Annotated in this window: 16 protein-coding genes; 11 read left to right on the forward strand and 5 right to left on the reverse strand. The window is 72.5% G+C overall.

Annotated elements, in window-relative coordinates:
* Positions 1 to 35: 35 nt before the first annotated feature.
* A complete protein-coding gene (locus BX285_RS26480) occupies positions 36 to 1,913 on the forward strand; it encodes an amidohydrolase (RefSeq protein WP_183107270.1) in 1,878 nt (625 codons plus the stop codon).
* A gap of 85 nt (positions 1,914 to 1,998) precedes the next feature.
* Complete coding sequence (locus tag BX285_RS26485) at positions 1,999 to 2,709, forward strand: YoaK family protein (protein WP_398901204.1); 711 nt, start codon at positions 1,999 to 2,001, stop codon at positions 2,707 to 2,709.
* Positions 2,710 to 2,953: 244 nt separating this feature from the next.
* Here BX285_RS26485 and BX285_RS39315 read toward each other — a convergent pair whose 3' ends face one another.
* Positions 2,954 to 4,291 carry a CdaR family transcriptional regulator gene (locus BX285_RS39315; RefSeq protein ID WP_310794239.1) on the reverse strand — a complete coding sequence of 446 codons (1,338 nt, stop codon included), beginning with the start codon at positions 4,289 to 4,291 and terminating at the stop codon, positions 2,954 to 2,956.
* A gap of 186 nt (positions 4,292 to 4,477) precedes the next feature.
* On the opposite strand from BX285_RS39315, the gene BX285_RS26495 reads away from it, so the two are divergent.
* Complete coding sequence (locus BX285_RS26495) at positions 4,478 to 5,800, forward strand: lipase family protein (protein WP_121178429.1); 1,323 nt, start codon at positions 4,478 to 4,480, stop codon at positions 5,798 to 5,800.
* A gap of 101 nt (positions 5,801 to 5,901) precedes the next feature.
* On the opposite strand, the gene BX285_RS26500 is transcribed toward BX285_RS26495, so the two are convergent.
* A complete protein-coding gene (locus BX285_RS26500) occupies positions 5,902 to 6,468 on the reverse strand; it encodes a PadR family transcriptional regulator (protein WP_097235624.1) in 567 nt (188 codons plus the stop codon).
* A gap of 238 nt (positions 6,469 to 6,706) precedes the next feature.
* Between BX285_RS26500 and BX285_RS26505 the strand changes: the two genes are divergently transcribed.
* Positions 6,707 to 7,384: an alpha/beta fold hydrolase gene (locus tag BX285_RS26505; protein WP_259470800.1), complete on the forward strand. Its 678-nt coding sequence runs from the start codon at positions 6,707 to 6,709 to the stop codon at positions 7,382 to 7,384.
* A 46-nt stretch (positions 7,385 to 7,430) separates the two neighbouring features.
* On the opposite strand, the gene BX285_RS26510 is transcribed toward BX285_RS26505, so the two are convergent.
* The gene (locus tag BX285_RS26510; RefSeq protein WP_121178430.1) at positions 7,431 to 8,069 is read right to left on the reverse strand and encodes a ScbR family autoregulator-binding transcription factor; all 639 of its coding nucleotides are present in this window, start codon (positions 8,067 to 8,069) and stop codon (positions 7,431 to 7,433) included.
* Between the two features lie 801 nt (positions 8,070 to 8,870).
* On the opposite strand from BX285_RS26510, the gene BX285_RS26515 reads away from it, so the two are divergent.
* The 7 genes from BX285_RS26515 to BX285_RS26545 all read left to right on the forward strand — a co-directional run bounded on the left by BX285_RS26515 (position 8,871) and on the right by BX285_RS26545 (position 18,464).
* On the forward strand, positions 8,871 to 9,983 hold the full coding sequence (locus BX285_RS26515) for a 3-dehydroquinate synthase II family protein (RefSeq protein ID WP_097235570.1): 1,113 nt from the start codon (positions 8,871 to 8,873) through the stop codon (positions 9,981 to 9,983).
* A 111-nt stretch (positions 9,984 to 10,094) separates the two neighbouring features.
* Positions 10,095 to 11,459, forward strand: coding sequence for an aspartate kinase (locus BX285_RS26520; protein WP_097235588.1), 1,365 nt, complete (start codon positions 10,095 to 10,097; stop codon positions 11,457 to 11,459).
* A 137-nt stretch (positions 11,460 to 11,596) separates the two neighbouring features.
* Positions 11,597 to 12,871, forward strand: coding sequence for a cytochrome P450 (locus tag BX285_RS26525; protein ID WP_121178431.1), 1,275 nt, complete (start codon positions 11,597 to 11,599; stop codon positions 12,869 to 12,871).
* Positions 12,868 to 14,409: a GMC family oxidoreductase gene (locus tag BX285_RS26530; RefSeq protein WP_121178432.1), complete on the forward strand. Its 1,542-nt coding sequence runs from the start codon at positions 12,868 to 12,870 to the stop codon at positions 14,407 to 14,409. The genes BX285_RS26525 and BX285_RS26530 overlap by 4 nt, the downstream gene beginning before the upstream one ends.
* A gap of 86 nt (positions 14,410 to 14,495) precedes the next feature.
* Positions 14,496 to 15,989, forward strand: coding sequence for an aldehyde dehydrogenase (locus BX285_RS26535; RefSeq protein ID WP_257032325.1), 1,494 nt, complete (start codon positions 14,496 to 14,498; stop codon positions 15,987 to 15,989).
* A gap of 75 nt (positions 15,990 to 16,064) precedes the next feature.
* On the forward strand, positions 16,065 to 17,102 hold the full coding sequence (locus tag BX285_RS26540; RefSeq protein ID WP_097235584.1) for a zinc-binding dehydrogenase: 1,038 nt from the start codon (positions 16,065 to 16,067) through the stop codon (positions 17,100 to 17,102).
* 57 nt (positions 17,103 to 17,159) lie between these two features.
* The gene (locus BX285_RS26545; RefSeq protein WP_097235583.1) at positions 17,160 to 18,464 is read left to right on the forward strand and encodes an NAD(P)/FAD-dependent oxidoreductase; all 1,305 of its coding nucleotides are present in this window, start codon (positions 17,160 to 17,162) and stop codon (positions 18,462 to 18,464) included.
* A gap of 264 nt (positions 18,465 to 18,728) precedes the next feature.
* On the opposite strand, the gene BX285_RS26550 is transcribed toward BX285_RS26545, so the two are convergent.
* Both BX285_RS26550 and BX285_RS26555 read right to left on the reverse strand, forming a co-directional pair.
* Positions 18,729 to 19,904, reverse strand: a complete 1,176-nt coding sequence (locus tag BX285_RS26550) for a cytochrome P450 (protein ID WP_257032324.1) — start codon at positions 19,902 to 19,904, stop codon at positions 18,729 to 18,731.
* Between the two features lie 108 nt (positions 19,905 to 20,012).
* Complete coding sequence (locus tag BX285_RS26555; protein ID WP_183107234.1) at positions 20,013 to 21,308, reverse strand: MFS transporter; 1,296 nt, start codon at positions 21,306 to 21,308, stop codon at positions 20,013 to 20,015.
* Between the last annotated feature and the right edge of the window lie 99 nt (positions 21,309 to 21,407).

Consider the following 21,407-nt stretch of genomic DNA (forward strand, 5'->3'; position numbering starts at 1 on the left):
CACTCCACCGAACGAAGGGACCTCCCTTGTCCACCATGCCCGTCGCCGGAATCCGCCCCGGCGCCCCTGGCCGGCCTGCCGACCTCGTCGTGCGCAACGCCAAGGTGCACACCAACGACCCGCGCCGCCCCCAGGCCACCGCCGTGGCCGTCCGGGACGGACTGGTCCGAGCGGTCGGCGACGACGCGGAGGTCGCCCCGCTGGTCGGCCCCGGCACCCGGGTGGTCGACGCGCTCGGCCGCCGGGCCGTCCCCGGGCTCAACGACGCGCACCTGCACGTCATCCGCGGCGGCCTCAACTACGTGCTGGAGCTGCGCTGGGACGGCGTACCGACGCTGCGCGAGGCCCTGGCCATGCTCCGGCTGCAGGCCGAGCGCACCCCGCCCGGCCAGTGGGTGCGGGTGGTCGGCGGCTGGTCCGCCGACCAGTTCGCCGAGCGCCGGCTGCCCACCCTGGAGGAGCTCAACACGGCGGCACCCGACACCCCTGTCTTCGTGCTGCACCTCTACCAGTCGGCGCTGCTCAACCGGGCCGCGCTGCGCGCCGCGGGCTTCACCCGGGACACCCCCGACCCGGCGGGCGGCCAGATCGTGCGCGGCCACGACGGCGAACCCACGGGCCTGCTGATCGCCGCCCCGGGCGCGCTGCTGCTCTACTCCACCCTGGCCAAGGCGCCGACCCTGGACGAGGCCGACCGGATCGGCTCCACCCGGCACTTCCTGCGCGAGCTGAACCGTTTCGGCCTGACCTCCGCGATCGACGCCGCCGGCGGCTTCCAGAGCTTCCCCGAGAACTACGGCACCGTCATGGAACTCGCCCGCCGCGGCGAGCTGACCCTGCGCATCGCCTACCACCTCTTCCCGCAGACCGCCGGGCAGGAACTGGACGACCTCACCCGCTGGGTCAACACCGTGCGCCCGGGGGAGGGCGACGCCTGGCTGCGCCTCAACGGCGCGGGGGAGAACCTCACCTGGGCCGCCGCCGACTTCGAGAACTTCACCGAGCCCCGGCCGCAACTGGGCCCCTACGAGAGCGAGTTCGAGAAGGCCGTCCGCCTGCTGACGGAGAACGGCTGGGGCTTCCGGCTGCACGCCACCTACGACGAGACCATCCGCCGCGACCTCGCCGTCTTCGAGAAGCTCGCCGCCGAGGGCCTCTTCCCGCAGGGCAACCGCTGGCTCTTCGACCACGCCGAGACCGTCAGCCCGGACAGCCTCGACCGCATCGCCGCCCTGGGCGGCGCCGTGTCCGTGCAGAACCGCCTCTCCTTCCAGGGCGAGGCCTTCGTCTCCCGCTACGGTGCTCCGGCCGCCGCCGAGGCGCCGCCGCTGCGCGCCATGCTGGACCGCGGCCTGACCGTCGCGGCGGGCACCGACGCCACCCGGGTCTCCAGCTACAACCCGTGGGTCGCCCTGCACTGGCTGGTCTCCGGCCGGGCCGTCTCCGGGCGGCGCCTGGCCGCCGAGCACAACCGGCTCAGCCGCGAGCAGGCCCTGGAGCTCTACACCCTGGGCGGCGCCCGCCTCACCGGCGAGGAAGAAGTCAAGGGGCGTCTGACGGTGGGGAGTTACGCGGACTTCGCGCTGCTCAGCGCCGACTACTTCACCGTGCCCGAGGCCGACATCCCGCACATCGAGTCCGTCCTCACCGTCGTCGGCGGACGCATCGTCCACGCCACCGCGGAGCACCAGGGCCTGGCCCCCGAGCTGCCCGAGGTCTCACCCTCCTGGAGCCCGGTCACCCGGTTCGGCGGCTACCACACCACCCCCGCCCCCAGCCTGGCCGGCGTCCGCCAGGCCGAAGGCGTGCTGGAGGCCGTGGCCGCCTCCGGCGAGCAGCACGCCTGGCGCGCGGCGCGCGGCCTCGTCCTGCCCGGGCAGGGGCAGGTGCCGCTGGACCCCTGCTTCTTCTGACCGAAAGCCCGTTCCGCCGCTCTGGGGCAACCGCCGGACCACGGCGGGCCCCCACCCGCCTCCCCCTACCGCCCGAGGAGCCGTCGTGACCCAGCCCGCAGCCGATTCCCGTACCGCACCCCCGACGCCGCCGGTGCCCGGACCGCAGATCCACGACCGCCACCCGCTCGCCCTGGCCCTGTTCGGCCTCACCCTGGTCAGCGGCCTCATCGACGCCGTCAGCTACCTCGGCCTCGGCCACGTCTTCACCGCCAACATGACCGGCAACGTGGTCGTCATCGCCTTCGCGCTCGCCGGAGCACCCGGCTTCTCCGTGACCGGTTCGCTGACCTCCCTCGCCGCCTTCCTCCTCGGCGCGCTCCTGGCCGGCCGGCTCGCCACCCGGCACGCCGGAACCCGGCGCCCCGCACAGTTGCGCACGGTCTTCGCCTTGGAGGTCGCGCTGTACGGCGCAGCCGCCGCCGTCGTCTTCGCCTGGAGCGCGGACGGGCCCGCACAGTACGCCGTGATCACCCTGCTCGCCCTGGCGATGGGCCTGCGCAACGGCACCGTCCGCGGCCTCGGAGTACCGGACCTCACCACCACCGTGCTCACCCTCACCCTGACCGGCCTGGCCGCCGACTCCCGCCTCGCCGGCGGCACCGCCCCCCGCCGGCGCAGGAAGGTCCTCTCCGTCGCCACCATGCTCGCCGGCGCCGCCCCGGGCGCCGTCCTCGTGCTGCACGGACAGACCGCCTGGGCTCTGGTCGCCAGCGCCGCCCTGTCTGGCGCCACCCTCCTGCTCTACCGCGAGTGACAGACGCTCCGTCAGCACCGTCGCAGTGACGCCGGCCACCCGCGGGGGCGGGAGGGCCGGCGGCGTGGGGCGCGTGGGGCAGGCGGTGTCCGCGGTGTCCTGGCGATCGCGGGCGGAGCCGTACGACCATCTGATGGTTGGCCTTGATGTAGACAACTCCCTTTCGCTACCGCTCTGGTGACTGACCGTCGGCACATACGGCAAGGTCCGGCTCGACGGCCCGCTCCACGAAGCCCCGAACCCGTCAGCCGCTGGTCGGGCGCTCGCGCGCTGCCGCGTCGAAGGCCGCCAGTGCCGCCCGCAGCATCGGCAGGTCGCCGCTCCGGGCCGGGTCCAGGCCGGTGAGCGCGGTGGCCTTGCGCAGCCGGTAGTCCACGGTGTTCGGGTGCACCCGCAGCCGGGTGGCCGCCTGGCGCCGGTCGAACCCGGCGGCCTGGAACGCGCGTAACGTCTCCAGCAGCTCCGGGCGCCCGGCCAGTGGCGCGAGCAGCGCGGCCAACCCGTCCCGGGCCGGGCCCGGGCGGCTCAACTGGTACTCCAGCAGCACGTCGTCCAGCCGGTACAGGCCCGTACCGAGCCCGGCCGCCCGCGCCACCTGGCGCACCTCCCCGACCAGCCGGGCCGCCTCGGCCACCCCGTCCGGCGCGGCGGCGGCCGCGGCCACCAGCAGTTCGGCGCCGCAGATCCGGCCGAGCTGCTCGACCAGGGCGCCCAGCCGGACCCAGTCGGCGTCGCCGAGCCCGGCCACCGGCGTCTCCTGCGGGAGCAGCGCCAGGCCGCCCTCCTCGGACAGCGCGGTCAGCGGCACCCCGCGGCTCTGCCGCTCCAGCTCGTGCCGCAGCCGGCGGACCTTGCGGCGCGCCGCGACCGAGCGGTTGACGCCGGGCAGCAGCTCGTCGGGGTGCGGTCCGGCCGCGATGCTCAGCACCAGGTAACTGGGCGGCAGCGGCAGGCCGGCCCGGTCGGCCGCGGCCTGCGGGCTGCCGCCCTCCAGCAGCCGGGACAGCAGCGCCTGCCGGGCCACCTGCTCCTCGCCGAGCGCGGCCTGCCGCTCGCGCACGTAGCCGGTAGCCACCGCACAGCTGACCAGCCGTAGGTAGCCGAGCAACCGGTGCTGGGCGCGCAGCACGTCCGGCAGGTCGCCGGGTTCGGCGGTGGCCAGGATCCGGGTGGCGCACTCCTCGGCGCCCAGGTGGTAGGCGCCGACCACGGCCTCCAGCGGGATCCCCTCGTCCGCCCGCTGGGCCGAGGACTCGCTGATCTTCTCCAGCAGCTCCCGGCCCGGCAGTTCACCGGTGCGCAGGACCTCGACGAAGTGCCGGATCCCGTGCTCGGTGGCCCGGGTGATCTCGCCGCGCACCTGCTCGGGCGGCATGGCGGCGTACGCCGGCAGCTGGTCCAGCAGCCTGGTCAGCACCGCGGGCACCAGGAGCGGCAGGTCGGTCAGCAGTCGCTGATGCAGCGGCTGCCCGCCGCACCGCGGCGCCGAGTCGCCGGTCGCGGCTCCGCGGGAGCCGACCGCGTCCCCGAGGGAGCCGGCCAGGGGCGTGGGGGAGCCGGTCGCGGTCTGGGGTGCGATCACAATCCACCTCGCGAAAGTTTGTGAGCGATGCCCAGGAGCGGACCGGCGGCCGGACGGCCATCATTGTCATCCGAAGTTACCCACCAGTTGACAACGGGATCGTCCTCACGACACCCGGCAGCGGGCCCGCGCCTGACGCTCGCTCAGCCGCCCCACCCGGCGGACCCACCTGTGAATCGGGGAGACATGTCCACAACCGCCGCTCGACTCCTGGCCACCGCCCTCGCCGCGGCGGTGGCGGTCACCGCCGCCCCGGTGGCCGGCGCGGTCGCGAGCACGCCGAGCGCCACCGACCGGTTCTACGTCTACGACGGCAGCGCGCCGCTCGCCTCGCTGTCGCCCGGCACCGTGCTGAAGACCCGTCAACTGCCCTACCACCTGGTCGGCATCCCGACCCCGGTGACCGCGATCCAGCTGCTCTACCGCAGCACCGACGCCCAGGGCCGACCGTCCGCCAACGTGACCACCGTGCTCCGGGCACCGGGCGGCGACGGCCGCAGGGCGGTCTCCTACCAGTCGTTCTACGACTCGCTCAACCCCGCCGACGGGCCGTCCCGGGCGATCGCCGGCGATGTCACGCTGGGCGGGGTGATCGCCAACTCCGAGGCGATGTTCGTGGTGCCGTTGCTGCTCCAGGGCTACGACGTGGTGGTTCCGGACACCGAGGGCCAGTCGGCCGACTTCGGGGCCGGCCCCGAGTACGGCACCAACACACTGGACTCGATCCGGGCCGCGACCAACTCCGCCGCCACCGGCCTGGGCGCCGACACCGAGTTCGGGCTGATGGGCTACTCCGGCGGCGCCGTCGCCACCAGCTGGGCCGCCGCGCTGGCCCCGAGCTACGCCCCCGAGGTGAACCGGCACCTGGTCGGCTTCGCCGAAGGCGGCCTGCTGGTCGATCCGGCCCACAACCTCAAGTACGTCGACGGCGCGCTGGTGTGGAACGGCCTGATCCCGTTGGCGTTGATCGGCGTTTCCCGCTCCTACGGCCTGGACCTGACGCCCTACCTGAGCGACTACGGCCTGCAGGTCCACCAGAAGCTGCAGAACGGCTCGATCGTCAACGCGCTCGGCCAGTACCCCGGGCTGACCTGGGCGAAGATGGCCAAGCCGGAGTACGCCGACCCCGACTCGGTGCCGCCGTTCGTGGCCGCCGTGAACCGCGTCAACCTGGGCAGCGCCGGCACGCCGACCGTGCCCGGCTACATCGCGCAGGGCGGTGGCGGCTTCTGGGAGGGGACCTTCAACAACCCGGCCGGCATCGGCACCGGCGACGGGGTGATGGTCGCGGGCGACGTGCGGGCGCTGGCCCGGCAGTACTGCGACAGCGGCAACGGCGCGATCAAGTACGACCAGTTCGACCTGCTCAGCCACCTCGGCGTGCCGGCGCCCTGGGCGCCGCTGGCACTGGGCTGGCTGAACGACCGGTTCGCGGGCCGGCCGGCACCCTCGGACTGCGGCTCGATCCCGGGGGGCAACTCGCTGGCGTCGGAGGCGGTGCGGTCCTGACGGGCCGCCTGCGGCAGCCCCGGCACGCGCCGAGCGTGTCGGGGCCCGCCGCGCTGCCGGCCGACGGACGCGTTGCCTCCGGGGCGACCGGTGCCGTGCGTTCAGTCCTGAAGGACCGAGCGCCGGTCGAGGACGCGTAGGGCGGTGTCTCCCCAGCTGAGGTTCTCGCGTTCGAAGGCCATGCCGCGCAGGAGCGTGAGGTAGGGGCCGATGCGTTCGGCGTGGGCGAGGTACTGCTCCTCGGTGCGGCCGTCGAGCAGTTTCACCTGGAGGCGTTCGTAGCGGGCGAGCTTGGCGCGGGCCCATTCCATGCGTTCGGCGACGGCGGCGCGGACGGCAGCGGCGTCGCCGGCGTCGACGCTCTGGACCTTGACCAAGAGCTCGTCGCGGATGGTGCTCGGCTTGCTCGGGAGTTCCTCGGTGTAGGCGCGGACGGCGGTGCGGCCGGCCTCGGTGAGGGAGAAGAGGCGCTTGTTGGGGCGCTTCTCCTGGTGGATGACCCGGGCGGCGATCAGGCCGTCGGCCTCCATGCGCTCCAGTTCGCGGTAGAGCTGCTGGGGGGTGGCCATCCAGAAGTTGGCCACGGAGGCGTCGAAGCCCTTGGCGAGGTCGTAGCCGGACGCCTCGCCCTCCAGGAGGGCTGCCATCAGTGCGTTCCGCAGAGCCATGCGGGCAACGTAGCACCCCCATTGTCTAGTCAACAATGCGAGTAGTCGGCGTTCGCTCGACGCCGATCCGAGCCGCTGTGCGCGGGCTGTGGACATCCGGCCGCCGCCCGCGTGTTCACCAGCCGCCAGGTGACGTCGACCGATGGTTCGGCGTCACATGATCGAGGGGCGGTCCTCCGGGGCCGCCCCTCGCTCGCGTGCGGCCGGCGTTGCCGGGGTGGGACCTATCATGGCGTAGGTGAAGTTCCTGATGGTGCCCGGTGGTTGGTGCGGCGGGTGGGCGTTCGACCCGGTGGCGGCCGAGCTGCGCCGGGGCGGTCACCAGGTCGAGGCGGTGACGCTGGCGGGGCTGGAGCCGGACGGCCCGGACGATCCGGACCGGCCGCCGAACCTCGACACCCACATCGACCAGGTGGCCGAGCTCGTCGAGGGGAGCGGGGGCGGGCCGCTGGCGCTGTGCGGGCACAGCTACGGCGGGATGGTGATCGCCGGTGCCGCGGACCGGGTCGGTGACCGGCTCGACCAGCTCGTCTTCATCGACGCCTACGTCCCGGCGGACGGGGACTCCTGCTGGTCGCTGACCAGCGACCACTTCCGGGGGTTGTTCACCTGCGGCTCCCGTGCCGACGGCCGGTGGGTGGCCGTGCCCGAGCGGTTCGACCCCCGGGCGCGGCCGCATCCGTTGCCGAGCCTCCTCCAGTCGGTCAGGCTGGGGGGCGGCTCCGGGCACGGGTACGGCCGTACCTTCGTCAGCGGTGGCGCATGGCCGGCCAGCCCGTTCGGGCCGCTGACGGAGCGGTTGCGCGAGGACCCGGCCTGGCGGGTGCACGAGCTTCCGGTCGGTCACGACATCGCCCGCCGCGACCCGTCCGGTCTGGCGGCCGTGCTCGACGCGCTGGCCCCGGACACCGGCTGACGGGTCGCTGGTGTCCAGGGGGCGATCGGGGCGGTGCAGGGGAGTGCTACGCGTGGCAGGGGAGGACGATGTCGAGGATCTCCCGGACGCGGTCGGTGAGGTCCTGGCGGTTGTGCTCGACCCAGGAGATGTGCTGGCTGCCGAAGAACGCGGCGACGACGACGCGGGCGATGGTGGCGGCGTCGGCGGTGGGCTGCCAGGCGTTCTCGTGCTGGGCGCGGGCCAGGAGTTCGGTGATGAGCTGGGTGAACCCGCTGAACGGCGTCGGCATGTCGGCGTTGACCAGGTTCCGCTCGATCTGCAGCCGGGCACCGGCCTGCGCCACCGGGTTGTCCCGCAGGAAGACGGCGGTCTGCAGGAGGAACTCGGCGACCGCGTCCAGCGGCGGGAGCTGCTTGTCCATCACCGCCTCGGCGACGGCGGGCAGCTGGGTGTAGAACTCCTCGGTCACCGCGACGGCCACCGCCTCCTTGTTCTTGAAGTGGAAGTAGACGGCGCCCTTGGTCACCTCCGCCCGGTCGGCGATGTCCTGGAGCGTGACAGCGGGGAAGCCCTTGTCGGCGAAGGCCCTGGCAGCGGCGTCCAGCAGCTGCCTGCGGGTCTGGCCGGCGCGTTCCTGCTTGAGTTCCCGCAGGGCGGTCTTGGTCCCGACGGCTGTCCACAGATCGCTGTTGCGGCTGTTCATGGTCCCTCTCCCGTGCTGGTCTCTGCTGCGAGGCCGAGCCTTGCTTGATACCTCTGCGAAGGTATATTTTTGTTTCGCACCCGATTTTAATACGCCGGGGGGCCGCGGGCCAGCCGCCCGGGCGGTTTGACGTGAGAACGCCGTCTCCGGCCGCCCTGAGCGCGGGGTGCCGACGCCACCGAACGAGGGCTGAGCCCGTCCGTGGCGGTCAAGTGGACCCCCGGTGTGTGCGTCGATCGGCCGGTACTCGGCCGACGGGCTCCGCCCGGCCAGGAATGTCCCGGCATTGCACCGCTCCCGGTTTCCCGGGCCTTCCGCCGGCCGCGACCGATTTTATTCCCGTCGGTATATTCGGCGCTCCCGCCGGCCTTTGTTCGCGCGCTTGTCCACGCCCTCGTGTGCACCCGCTGTGTGCGTGCCGTGCAACCGGGGATTTCCCCGGTTGCACACTGTGCAGTCGATGCCGGAACAGGCTTGAAAAAAAATACCTTGGCAAAGGTATCCTTACGTTCGGGTCGATCGGAGCCGCACTGCTGGGCTCCGTGGCCTCCGGCCGTGATCGGCGTGCGCGGTTGGCGGTGGGGCGGCGCCCCACCGCCAGGGCGCGCACATCCGTTCGCGGTACGGGAAGGAGCGCGCGGCAAACCCCGGGAAAGCAGCCGAATTTGCTGGTCCTTGACAGGCCGACAAACTCCTTGGTTTCCTCGGGAAAGCGACAACGGAAACACCGAAAGAATTGCCGCGGAAAGCGCGGGAAAGAATTCGACGAACAATCATCCCCACAACCCAAAGGTGCGAAAAATGAAGTCCGCTTGGATCGATCTCCGTGGTTTCGCCGGTGAGCTCGCGTCTGCCGTCATCGAGGAGAGTGCTCACCTCGGTGTCGAGGCGGTCGTCTTCGACGACCCGGATCTGGCGGGGAAGGTCCCGCCGAACCTGACGAAGGTGGCGGTGGTCAATGGTGAGACGCCGACCACGCTGATCGACCGGTTGGTCGAGGTGGTGGATCTGCTGGTGGCGGATCACTCGATCGCGGAGAAGTTCGAGGGTCTGCGTCCGGGGCTGCGCACGGGTGTGCTGGTGCGGGTGCTGGACGAGCAGACGCTGGATGTCGCGTGCAAGGTGGCGAACCGGGCGGAGGTGACGCTGGTGGAGTTCCGGCAGGACCCGAGCAAGATTCCGCTGGAGATCCTGCTGGCGGCGGCGGACCAGGCCAAGGGTTCGATCGTGACGGTGGTCGAGGACATCGAGGACGCGAAGATCACCATCGGGGTGCTGGAGCGTGGTTCGGACGGTGTGCTGTTCACGCCGAAGCGGGTGGGTGAGGTGACCGAGCTGGTCGAGGCGACTCATGGTCAGGTGGCGTCGCTGGACCTGGAGCCGCTGGAGATCGTCCAGTTGCAGCACCTGGGTCTGGGGGACCGGGTGTGCGTGGACACCTGCTCGCACCTGCGTCCGAACGAGGGCATCCTGCTGGGTTCGTACTCCAGTGGTCTGATGCTGGTCTCCAGTGAGACGCACCCGCTGCCGTACATGCCGACGCGTCCGTTCCGGGTGAACGCGGCTGCGCTGTCGACGTACACGCTGACGCCGGGCAACCGGACGCAGTACCTGTCGGAGCTGCACTGCGGTTCGGAGATCCTGGCGGTCAGCACGGACGGCAGTGTGCGCACGGTGATCGTGGGGCGGATCAAGATGGAGTCGCGTCCGATGCTGCGGATCGAGGCGCGGACCGCGAGCGGTCAGCTGGTGGACATGGTCGGTCAGGACGACTGGCACGTGCGGGCGCTGGGCCCGGGCGGCAGCGTCCACAACTTCACCGAGCTGCGCAAGGGCGACGTCATCCTGGGCCACACCATGACCGACCAGCGCCACGTCGGCTACGCGATCCGCGAGTTCCTCCACGAGCAGTAAGCGCGTCCGACCCGCGCCGCTCACGCGGTCAACCGGGGAAACGGCCGGTCAGCGCGGCGCCCGACCAACGTCCTCCACGTCCCTAGGATCCGAAGGAAGAGAGTGCGTGAGATGGCGCTCATAGTGCAGAAGTACGGCGGAACCTCGGTCGCCACACCGGAGAAGATCATCGAAGCGGCCCGGCAGGCCCGGGCCGCCCGCGAGGACGGGCACCAGGTCGTCGTGGTGGTGTCCGCCATGGGCGGCGCCACCGACGGCCTGCTGCGCCTGGCCTCCGCGGTGTCCGACCACCCCGAACCGCGCGAGCTCGACGGCCTGCTCTCCACGGGCGAGGCCGCCTCCTCCGCGCTGCTGGCGCTGGCGCTCAACCAGCAGGGCGTCAGCAGCCGGTCGTTCAGCGGCGCGGAGGCCGGCATCCGCACCGACCACCGCCACGGCCGGGCCGCGATCGTCAAGGTCGACCCGCGCCGGCTGCGGGAGGAACTCGGCAGAGGAACCGTCCCCGTCGTCGCCGGCTTCCAGGGCGAATCGGTCCTCACCGGGGCCTGCACCACCCTGGGCCGCGGCGGCTCGGACACCACCGGTGTCGCCCTGGCCGCCGCGCTCGACGCGGACCACTGCGAGATCGTCACCGACGTCGCCGGCGTCTACACCGCCGACCCCCGGTCGGTCGTCGGCGCCCGGCGCCACGCCGGCCTCTCCTACGAGGAGATGGCCGAACTCGCGGTCAGCGGCGCCAAGGTGCTCGCCGCCGACTCCGTGGACTACGCCCGCACCCACGGCGTCGAGTTGAAGGTCCGCGCCAACAACAGCGCGACCGGCCCGAAGACCTGGGTCGGCCACGGCCGCAGCGCCGGCGGCCCGACGCCCGGGGACTCCTGGACGGCCAACGGCCAGAGCTGTCCGATCGCCGGCGTCGCCGGGCGCTCCGGCCTGGTCCGCTGCGTCCTGCGGCGGATCGGCCCGGACCACGTCCTGCGGCTGCTCCGGGAGTTGGCCGAACGCGAGACCGAGGTCGAACTGCGCCGCTACGGCAACTACGGCACCGAGGACCTCGGCGACATCGCGCTCACCCTCCCCGAGGAGAGCGCGGAGGAGCTGCGGGAACTGCTGGCCGACTCCGACCGCGGGATCCGCCTCGACGAGGCGCACTGGACCTCGAACCTGTCCAGGCTCTCCGTCGTCGGCCTCGGCATCGGCCGCCGGCCGTACGCGCCGCTGCGCCTGCTCGAAGCCCTGCGCTCGGTCGACGCCGCGCGTACCGACGTCCACGTCACCTCCAACCGGATCAGCGTGCTGACCGGGCGGAGCGACCTCGCCGAGGCGACCCAGATCGTCCACGACACCTTCGTGACCGATCCGGAGGTGCACCGGATCGAGGCGACGGACTCGGACGACGCCGACCCGACCTGGTCGCTGACCGCCGAACGCGGCCGCCTCGACGTCGCGGTGCCCGCCCTGGCCGCCGCCGAGTAGACCCGGGTACCCAGGCCACCCGCCACCCCCATCCCACGAGGGAGAACACCGATGTCCGCCATCCGACTCGACCCCGGCCGCCGGGGCGGGCCGACCATGCCCCGGCCCGCCGAGCGGCCGCGTTCGGAGCGTCCCCGATGACCACGACAGACACCACGACACCCACCACGACAGAGACCGCGACAGGGGCCACGACCCCGACCTTCGACCCCACCTCCGACCGTCAACTGGCCGACCCCTACCCGACGTACGCACAGATGCGGGCGCAGTGCCCGGTGCTCCACGACCGCGACCGGGACATCTTCGTCGTCTCCCGGCACGAGGACGTGGTGCGCGTCGTCCACGACGCCGAGACCTTCTCCTCCGAGAGCGCCGTACGGGTCACCTCGGCGCCCGAGGCCGACGAGGTCAAGCAGGTGATGGCCGAGGGCTGGTCCCTCACGCCGAACCTGACCGAGAGCGACGGCGAGGAACACACCCGGCTGCGGGTGGCTGTCAACCGGGTCTTCACTCCCCGGCGGGTCGCCGAACTGGAGCCCTTCACCCGGGACACAGCCGAGGAGCTGATCGCCCGCTTCGCCGCAGCCGGCACGACCGACATCATCGAGAGCTACGCGTGGCCCCTGCCGCTGATCGTCATGGCGCAGATCCTCGGCATCCCCGCCGAGGACGTGCCGCGACTGCGCCGGTGGAGCCACAACTGGCTGCGGCTGTCGGTCGGGACGGGCCCGGTCGACGAGCGGGTCGAATGGGCCCGCGACGTCGTCGAGATGCAGCACTACGTGATGGCGCTGCTCCAGGAGCCGGACCGGGTCACCGAGGGCGGGCTCATCTCCTCCCTGGCGGCCGACCCGGGCGAGCGCGCGCTCGACACCGTGGAACTGATGCGCATCGTGATGAACCTGATCATCGCGGGGCACGTCACCGTCACCCGTGCCATCGGCAACGGCCTGGTCACCCTGCTGGAGCACCCGCAGCAGCTCGCGGCCCTGCGCTCCGGCGAGGCGAGCGTGGAGGCGATGGTCGAGGAGACCCTGCGCTACGAGTCCCCCGTCCAGGGCCTGTTCCGGACCGTGACCAAGGAGACCGAACTGGCCGGCCGGCACCTCCTGCCGGGGGACCGGGTGATGGTCCACTGGGGCTCCGCCAACCGGGACGGGTCCGTCTTCGAGGACCCGGACGAGTTCGTGCTGCGCAGCAGGCCCGGCCGGCACCAGATGGCCTTCGGCCGCGGTGTGCACGCCTGCCTGGGCGCCGCGCTGGCCCGCCTCCAACTGCGCACCGCCATCCCGCTGCTGTTCGACCGGCTCCCCGGGCTGCGGCTGGGGCCCGCCGACTCGCGCACCCGCGAACGGCTGGTCATCGCGCGCGGATTCGAGGAGCTCCGACTCGACTGGGACGTCCCGCGATGAGCTACGACGTGATCGTGATCGGCGGCGGGTCGGCGGGGTGCGTCCTCGCCGCCCGGCTGAGCGCCGACCCGCGACTGTCGGTCCTCCTGCTGGAGGCCGGGCCCGACTTCGCCACCCTGGAGGAACTGCCCCCGGAGGTCGCCGACGCGACCTACGCGCCGTTCACCCACGACTGGGGCTACCACTCCGTCGCGGACGCCTTCGGCAACGAAGTGCCCGTCCCCCGGGGCCGCATCATCGGCGGCTCCTCCGCGGTCAACGTCTGCGTCGCGATGCGGGCCCGGCCCTCCGACCACGAGGCGTGGGCCGAGCAGGCCGGCCCCGCCTGGGGCTACGAGCAGATGCTGCCGCTCTACCGGGAGATGGAGCACTACCCGTACGGCGAGGAGAAGTACCACGGCCTGGACGGCCCCTACCGGATGACCATGCCGGTGGCGGAGGACCTGGGGCCGCACGCGGCCGCCGTGCGACGGGCGAGCGCCGACCTCGGGCACCCGCTGGTCGACGACTTCAACGCGCCGGGCGCACCGGGCTTCGCGTACACCCCGCTCAGCGCGGCCGACGGCGTCCGGCTGAGCACCGCGATCGGCTACCTCAACCCGGTCCGCCACCGGCCCAACCTGGAGGTGCGCGGCGAGACGCTGGTCGACCGGGTGCTGTTCGACGGCACCCGGGCGAGGGGAGTACGGTTCGCCGACGGGGAGGAGATCCCGGCCCGGCACGTCGTGCTCAGCGCCGGCGCCTACAACTCGCCCGCCATCGCGCTGCGTTCGGGCATCGGCGCCCGGGCCGACCTGGCCGAGCTCGGCATCGACGTGGTGGCCGACCTGCCGGGCGTGGGGCGCAACCTCACCGAACACCCCGCCTACTGGAACATCCACGTCGCCAAGCCGCCGCAGGAGCAGGCCACGTCGATGTTCGGCAGCGTGCTGAGCGTCGCGGTGGGGGAGGACGAGCCCGACTACGACGTCCAGGTCCTGCCGTCGGCGGCGGTGCCGACCGCCGGACTGCCCCCCGCGTTCGTCCGACCGGTCGAGAACCACCCGACCGGCTGGGACATGGTCTTCTTCGTCTCCTGCCTCCAGCCCCGCTCGCGGGGCAGCGTACGGCTCGCCTCGCGCGACCCCGAGGACGCGCCGGTCATCGACCTCGGCCTGTACCAGGACGCCGACGACGCCGAACTGGTCGCGGGCGGTGTCCGGCTGGCCCGCCGGCTCGCCCGGACCGCGCCGCTCGCCGACCTGCTGGTGGAGGAGCGCGTCCCCGGACCGGAGGTCGGCGACGAGGAGCTGGCGGAGGCGATCCGCCGGGCCCCGGCGCACTACAACCACGGCAGCTGCACCATGCGGATGGGCCGCGCTGACGACCCGGACGCCGTGGTCGACCCCGACGGCGCCGTCCACGGCGTCCAGGGGCTGACCGTCGCGGACGCCTCGGTGTTCCCGGTGATGCCCCGGGTGGCCACCAACGTCCCGGCCATCGTGGTCGCCGAACGGATCGCCGCCGTCCTGCGCGAACGACTCGCCGCGCACGACTGAGCTTCAGCAACCTTCAGCACCTTCAGCAACCTTCAGCAACCGGAGAAGCGCCGGCCTGCCCGGCGATGAGAATTCAGGAGGATCCCGTGTCCACGACCGAGGAAACCGTCGACGTCCTGCACACCAGGTGGTCGTCGAAGGACGACGCGTACCGGTTCACCGTCGAGAACCCGGCGACCGGCAAGCCCCTGGTGGTCATCCAGGGCGCCGGCCCGGACGAGGTGGACCAGGCGGTGGAGGCCGCCCACGCCGGGCACTTCGCCTGGAAGGCCCGCACCCCGCGCGAGCGCGGCAAGTACCTGTGGAAGGTCGCCCAGGTCATCCGGGAGCACGCCGACGAGATCGCGGCGCTGGAGTCCAGCGACAACGGCAAGCCGGTGACCCAGGCCCGCCAGTTCGACCTGGAGGGCGCCGCCACCGTCTTCGAACTGTTCGCCAGCCTCTGCGAGGTGATGCCCGGCCAGGTCCGCGACTCGGGCAGCATGCTGGACGTCACGGTGCGCGAGCCGTTCGGCGTCATCGGCGCCATCGTGCCGTTCAACTGGCCGCCGCTGCACACCGCAGGCAAGATCGCCCCCGCGCTCGCCGCCGGCAACGCCGTGGTCATCAAGCCGCCGGAGCAGGCCCCGCTGTCGGTGCTGCGGACGGTCGAGCTGATCCAGTCCGTGCTCCCGGACGACGTGGTGCACGCCGTCACCGGCCCCGGCACCGTCGGCGCCCGCCTGGCCGGGCACAAGCTGGTCGGCAAGGTCTCCTTCACCGGCGCGCCCACCACCGGCCAGGCGATCATCCGCACCGCCTCGGCGAACCTGACCCCGACCCTGCTGGAGCTCGGCGGCAAGAACGCCCTGGTGATCTTCGAGGACGCCGACCTGGACTCGGCGCTGCGCTGGGCCGTCGAAGGCGGCTACTTCAACCAGGGCGAGGCCTGCACCGCCTCCTCGCGCGTCCTGGTCCACGCCGACCTCCACGACGAGGTGGCCCGCCGCCTCGCCGCCGCCGTCTCCCGGCTGAAGGTCGGCAACGGCGCCGACGCCGGCACCCACGTCGGTCCGCTGGTGACCGAGGCGCAGCGCCGCCGGGTCCTGGACTACCTGGAGATCGGCGTCGCCGAGGGCGCCACCATCGCGGCGCAGGCGCCGCTGCCCACCGACCCGGAGCTGGCCGATGGCTACTACGTCCCGCCGACGCTGTTCACCGGCGTCACCCCGGACATGCGCATCGCCAAGGAGGAGATCTTCGGCCCCGTCGTGTGCCTGATCCCGTTCCGCGACGAGGACGAGGCCGTCCGGATCGCCAACGGCACCGACTTCGGCCTGGTGGCCGGCGTGTTCACCCGCGACTCCGAGCGCGCCCTGCGGTTCAGCCGGGAGCTGCGCGCGGGCGTCGTCTTCGTCAACCACTACAACCGCTCGTTCACCGGGTCCCCGTTCGGCGGTGTGGGCGCCAGCGGCTACGGCCGGGAACACGCCCTGGAGACCCTGCAGGAGTACAGCTTCAGCCGTACCCTGCGCCTGACCTCCGGTCGCGGCGAGGTCCCGCGGTGGGCCCCGTCGCTGGAGGTCGTCGACGCGGAGTGATCCGGCGTCGTCGTCGAAGTGATCACCCTCCCGGCCCGTGCCGGGAGGGTTCGTCGATACACGAGGTGGAGCGAGATGAGTACGACGATGCGCGCCGCGGTCTGCGTCGCGGCGGGCGGCCCCGAGGTCCTGGAGATCCAGGAGCTGCCCGTCCCGCAGGTCCGTGACGGCTGGAGCCTGGTACGCGTGGAGGGTGCGGGCCTGAACCGTTCGGAGCTGAGGACCCGCCAGGGGCACTCCCCGAACGTCGTCTTCCCCCGGGTGCTCGGCATCGAGTGCGTGGGGACCGTGGCCGTCTCCACCGACCCCGGGCTGCCGGCCGGGCGCACCGTCGCGGCGGTGATGGGGGAGATGGGCCGGGAGTTCGACGGCGGCTACGCGCAGTACGCGCTGCTGCCGAACGCACTGCTGATGCCGGTCACCACCACCCTGCCCTGGGAGGTCCTGGCCGCCCTGCCCGAGACCTACCTGACCGCGCGCGGCGCCCTGGACGCCCTGGGCCTGGACGACCAGGGCCTGGTGCCGGGCGGCGGGGGACGGCTGCTGATCCGCGGCGGCACCTCCTCGGTCGGGATGGCGGCGGCCCAGATCGCCGCCGCCCACGGCGTCGAGGTCGCGGCCACCACCCGCAACAAGGACAAGGCCGCGGCGCTGACCGCGGCCGGCGTCGACCACGTCCTGCTGGACGAGGGCGGGTCACTGGCGGCCGGCGTGCACGCGCTGTGGCCCGACGGCCCCGACCACGTCCTGGAGCTCGTGGGGACCAGCACCGTCCTGGACTCGCTGCGCCTGGTGCGCCGCGGCGGGACGGTCTGCGTGGCGGGCTCGCTCAGCGGCTGGCTGATCCCCGACTTCGAACCCATCGCCATGATCCCGACCGGGACCAGGCTCACCGCCTTCCACAGCGACACCCTCAAGGGCAGCAGCGGCCGGGGCCTGCTGCAGAAGATCATCGACGAGGTCGAGGCGGGCGCCTACCGGCCCAACCTCGACGCCGTCTTCGCCCTGGACGACATCGTGGCCGCCCACCGCCGCATGGAGGCGGACGGCGCCACCGGAAAGACGGTCGTCCTGCCCTGGGCCGAGCCCAGCGGCCCACGGACCGACCGATGACGCACCACCACCGCACGACCAGAGAATCCACTGACTATCCGGACCAGGAGCGCTGACATGGGGACCGAGTACATCGAGACCGCCGTCGTCGGAGGGGGCCAGCAGGGGTGTTCAGTCGCGGGCTCGCTCGCCCGGCTCGGCTACCACGCGGTGGTGTTCGAGCGGGGAGAGATCGGCCAGACCTGGGCCCGCGAACGCTGGGAGAGCCTGACCGTCAACACACCCAACCGGACCGTCACCTTCCCCGGCATGCCCTACGACGGGGACGACCCCGAGGGGTACATGCCGGCCCGCGAGGTGGCCCAGCGACTGCGGCGCTACGTGGCCGAGACGGGCGTCGAGGTGCGCGAGCACACCGCCGTCCGCTCGGTCGAGGCGCCCGTCGAGGACCCGGTCCACCCGGACGCGCGGTTCCGGCTCCACCTGGAGAACGGCGACACCGTCGAGGCCCGCAACGTGGTCGCCGCCCTGGGCGGCTACTCCTCGCCGCGCCTGCCGGAGCTGACCGCCCGGATCGACCCGTCGGTCACGCAGCTGCACACCCGCTACTACCGCAACCCGCAGTCGCTGCCGCCGGGCGCGGTGCTCGTCGTGGGCTCCGGGAACAGCGGCCAGCAGATCGCCGAGGACCTGCGCGACGCCGGCCGGGAGGTCTACCTCGCGGTCGGAAAGCACAAGACCTCGCCGCGCCGCTACCGGGGCGCCCAGGTCCTGGACTGGCTGCAACTGCTGCCCCTGGAGGGCAACCTGGAGTCCGCCTCCGGCGGCCGCGGCGACTCGCCCGTCCTGCCCGGCGTCTCCGTGCTCAGCGGCAAGGGCGGCGGCCAGGAGCTCAGCCTGGCCGTCCTGGTCGGGAAGGGCGTGCACCTCGTCGGCACCGTCCGCGGCGCGCAGGGCACCACCCTGCAGCTGGAGGACAACGTCCGTGCCATCGCGCAGGCCGCGGCCCGTGCGGAGGACGACCTCCTCCGGGCCATCGACACGGCGATCGAGAAGTACGGCCTGGTCGTCCCCGAGCGCACCCCCGTCCCCGCCTTCGACCCCTCGCTGTTCGCGGACTACGGGGACGAGCTGGACCTGACCGCCAACAACATCACCGCGATCATCTGGGCCACCGGGTTCGTGCCCGACTACGCGATCCTGCCGCCGACGGCACTGGAGGACAACGGCATGCCGGTGCACCGCGCCGGCACCGGCGCCCTGCCGGGCCTGTACTACGCGGGGCTGCCGGAGGGCGGATCCGTGATGCCGCTGCTGATCGCCTCCACCCGGGACCAGGCCGAGCGGGTCGCCCGGGGCGTCCACCTGGACAACACCCTGCGCCACCGCTCGCCGGCGGCGCTCGGTCCGCTCTGGACGTGACGCACCGACCCCCAACGGGTATGCAGGGCCCGGGTCTTGGACCCGGGCCCTGCGTGTTGTCCGGGCCGGGACCCTCGGCAGCTCCCCGCGGTGGCCGGTCCGGCCGGCTCGGACGGCTTGGACGGGCCGGCCGGTTCGCTCCCAGGGATCGGGGAGCAGGGTTCGGTCCCACGGACGGTTCGGTCCCACGGACGGTGAAGCGGGAGCACGCGCAGGGGCCCGCTGCCGTCGGCAGCGGGCCCCTGCGAGAACCGCGGTCGGCCGTCAGGCCGGGCGGGGGATGACCTCCAGGCTCTCGGGGCCGTTGATGATGAGGGACTTCAGACGGGCGGGCTGCTCCCCGGGGTGGGCGAGGGCGAGCTCGGGCAGCCGGCGGAACAGGGTGGTCAGGGCGACTTCCGCCTCCAGGCGGGCGAGGTGCGCGCCGAGGCAGAAGTGCGGCCCGTGGCCGAACGCGAGGTGTTCCTTGCTGCTGCGGGTGGGGTCGAAGCTCTCCGGGCACTGCGGGTGGAGCTCCGGGTCGCGGCCGGCGGCGGCGAAGCCGAGGCTGATCGCGTCGCCCTTGCGGATGAGGACGCCCTCGCCGAGGTCGATGTCCTCCAGGGCGACGCGCATGGGGATGTGCATCACCGGCCCTTCGATGCGCAGCGTCTCCTCGACGACGTCCTGCCAGCTGATGGCCCCCTCGCGGACCCGGGTGAGGTTCTCGGGGTGGTTGAGCAGGGCCTGGACGGCGCTGCTGATGAGGTTGACGGTGGTCTCGTAGCCCGCGCCGATCATCAGGAAGAGGGTGCCGAGCAGGACGGCGTCCGACATCGGCTCCTCGTCGGCCTCGGTCGGCAGGAGCAGGTCGCTGGTCAGGTCGGCGGCCGGGTTCTCCCGCTTGTACTGCAGCAACTCGCCCAGCCGTGCGTACAGTTCGTTGTGCGCGGCCAGTGCGGCATCCGGTTCGAGCGAGGAGTCCAGGACCGCGTCGATCCCGGTGCTGATCCTGCGGCGCAGGTGGTCGGGCACGCCGAACAGGTCGCAGATGACGGTGATGGTCAGCGGCAGCGCCAGGGCCTGGCGCACGTCGGCGACGGCGCCGGGCGGCAGCGCGGCGAGCGCGTCGACCAGCTGGTCCGCGGTGGCCTGGATCTGCGGACGCATCCGTTCGACCTGGCGCGGGGTGAACGAGGGGGCGACCCGGCGCCGGGAGGTGCGGTGCTCCTCGCCGTAGAAGTTGAAGAAGCTCTGCTGCAGGGCGATGGGTGCCAGCGGCCAGCCCTCGGGCATGTCGGCCAGGCCGGCCCAGTGCCGGCGGATGTCGCGCGAGACGCGCGGGTCGTTGGTCAGGGCCTGGATGACGCTGTGCCGGGTGACCGCCCAGGCGAGGACGGGCCCCGGCAGCTCCACCAGCACCGCCGGCGCCTCGCGCAGCGCGGCGGCCTCGGCGTGCATCGCACGGCCGGTGGGATCGAGGACGGGACACCTGAGAACGGACGGGGATGACATGCGGTACTCCCTCTCTGGACGTGGCGCGGAAGAATTTCCCGTGGCGGGGCCGGGTCAGATCCCGGCGGTGGCGATCTCGGGGGACGCGGCGGTGGCCGGCGTCTCGACGGCGGGCCGGGCGACCGTGCGCTCGGAGTACTCCCGCAGGAAGGCCGAGGCGACCAGGCCGATCACGCCCGCGGCCGCCATGTAGACGGCGATCGGCTTCCAGCTGTGGTAGCTGCTCAGCAGCGAGGTCGCGACGATGGGGCTGACGGCGCCACCGAGCAGTCCGCCCACGTTGTAGCTGATGGACATGCCGGAGTACCGCACCACCGTGGGGAACAGCTGCGGCAGGAACGCCGCCTGGGCGCCGTAGTTGGCGGCGAAGCCGGTGAACAGCAGCACGAAGCCGAGGGCCATCAGCGGGAAGGACCCGGTGTCGAGCAGCGGGAACCAGGCGAACGGGGCCACCGTCATCACGACGATGCCGCCGACGAAGACCGCCTTGCGGCTGTGGCGGTCGCCCAGCCAGCCGAAGAACGGCATGGCGACGATCAGGAACACGCAGGACACGACGAGCAGTTCCAGCATGACGTCGTGGCTCACGTGGACGGTCGCACCGTACTTGAGCGAGAACACCGACCCGAGGTAGAACACCAGGAACAGCGGGATCGTCGACAGCGACGCGCACAGCGTGATCAGGCCGTAGCGGGACAGGACTTCGAGCGCGGGCCTGGTCCTGACCGCACCCTCGGCCTTCGACTGCTGGAATTCGGGGGTCTCCGCGATCCGCAGCCGGACCTGGAGCGCCACGGCCACGAGCACGGCGCTGAGGAGGAACGGCAGCCGCCAGCCCCAGGCCAGCACCTGCCGGTCCGGGAGCAGGGTGACGAGCAGGAGCACGCCGTTGGCCAGCAGCAGGCCCCAGGCGTTGCCGGTGCCGACGATGCCGGTGAGCAGGCCCCGTCGGTTCGGCTGCGCGCTCTCCAACGCCATCAGGAAGCCGCCGCTGGACTCCCCGCCGACCGAGAAGCCCTGGACGAACCGCAGGACCGTCAGCAGGACCGGGGCGGCGACGCCGATCGTCCCGTAGGTGGGGAGCAGGCCGATCAGGACGGTTGCGCCGCCCATCAGGACGAGCGTGGTGACCAGGGTGGCCTTGCGGCCGATCCGGTCCCCGAAGTGTCCGAAGACGACGGCGCCGAGCGGCCTGCCCACGAAGGCGACCGCGAAGGTCGACAGCGACAGCAGGGTGCCGGTCATGGGGTCGAACGAGGGGAAGAAGAGCTTGTTGAAGTAGAGCGAGGAGAACGAACCGTAGATGAGGAACTCGTAGAACTCGATGCTGTTCCCGATGAGGCTGCTCACTACGGCTCTTCTGCGCTGCCCCCTGCTCATGGTGACGGCGTTCATTTTCGCCTCCGATCCGATGGGTCGACTGTGGGGGTGGTGCCGGTTCTGCCGGTG

The sequence above is a fragment of the Streptomyces sp. 1114.5 genome (assembly GCF_003635085.1).
In the GTDB taxonomy this organism is placed as follows: Bacteria; Actinomycetota; Actinomycetes; order Streptomycetales; family Streptomycetaceae; genus Kitasatospora.

Coding starts and splice junctions, on each gene's coding strand:
- BX285_RS26515 (WP_097235570.1), top strand. CDS start 8,871: ATGAAGTCCGCTTGGATCGATCTCCGTGGTTTCGCCGGTGAGCTCGCG.
- BX285_RS26510 (WP_121178430.1), bottom strand. CDS start 8,069: ATGAACAGCCGCAACAGCGATCTGTGGACAGCCGTCGGGACCAAGACC.
- BX285_RS26520 (WP_097235588.1), top strand. CDS start 10,095: ATGGCGCTCATAGTGCAGAAGTACGGCGGAACCTCGGTCGCCACACCG.
- BX285_RS26530 (WP_121178432.1), top strand. CDS start 12,868: ATGAGCTACGACGTGATCGTGATCGGCGGCGGGTCGGCGGGGTGCGTC.
- BX285_RS26550 (WP_257032324.1), bottom strand. CDS start 19,904: ATGCACGCCGAGGCCGCCGCGCTGCGCGAGGCGCCGGCGGTGCTGGTG.
- BX285_RS26540 (WP_097235584.1), top strand. CDS start 16,065: ATGAGTACGACGATGCGCGCCGCGGTCTGCGTCGCGGCGGGCGGCCCC.
- BX285_RS26480 (WP_183107270.1), top strand. CDS start 36: ATGCCCGTCGCCGGAATCCGCCCCGGCGCCCCTGGCCGGCCTGCCGAC.
- BX285_RS26545 (WP_097235583.1), top strand. CDS start 17,160: ATGGGGACCGAGTACATCGAGACCGCCGTCGTCGGAGGGGGCCAGCAG.
- BX285_RS26500 (WP_097235624.1), bottom strand. CDS start 6,468: ATGGCTCTGCGGAACGCACTGATGGCAGCCCTCCTGGAGGGCGAGGCG.
- BX285_RS26525 (WP_121178431.1), top strand. CDS start 11,597: ATGACCACGACAGACACCACGACACCCACCACGACAGAGACCGCGACA.
- BX285_RS26495 (WP_121178429.1), top strand. CDS start 4,478: ATGTCCACAACCGCCGCTCGACTCCTGGCCACCGCCCTCGCCGCGGCG.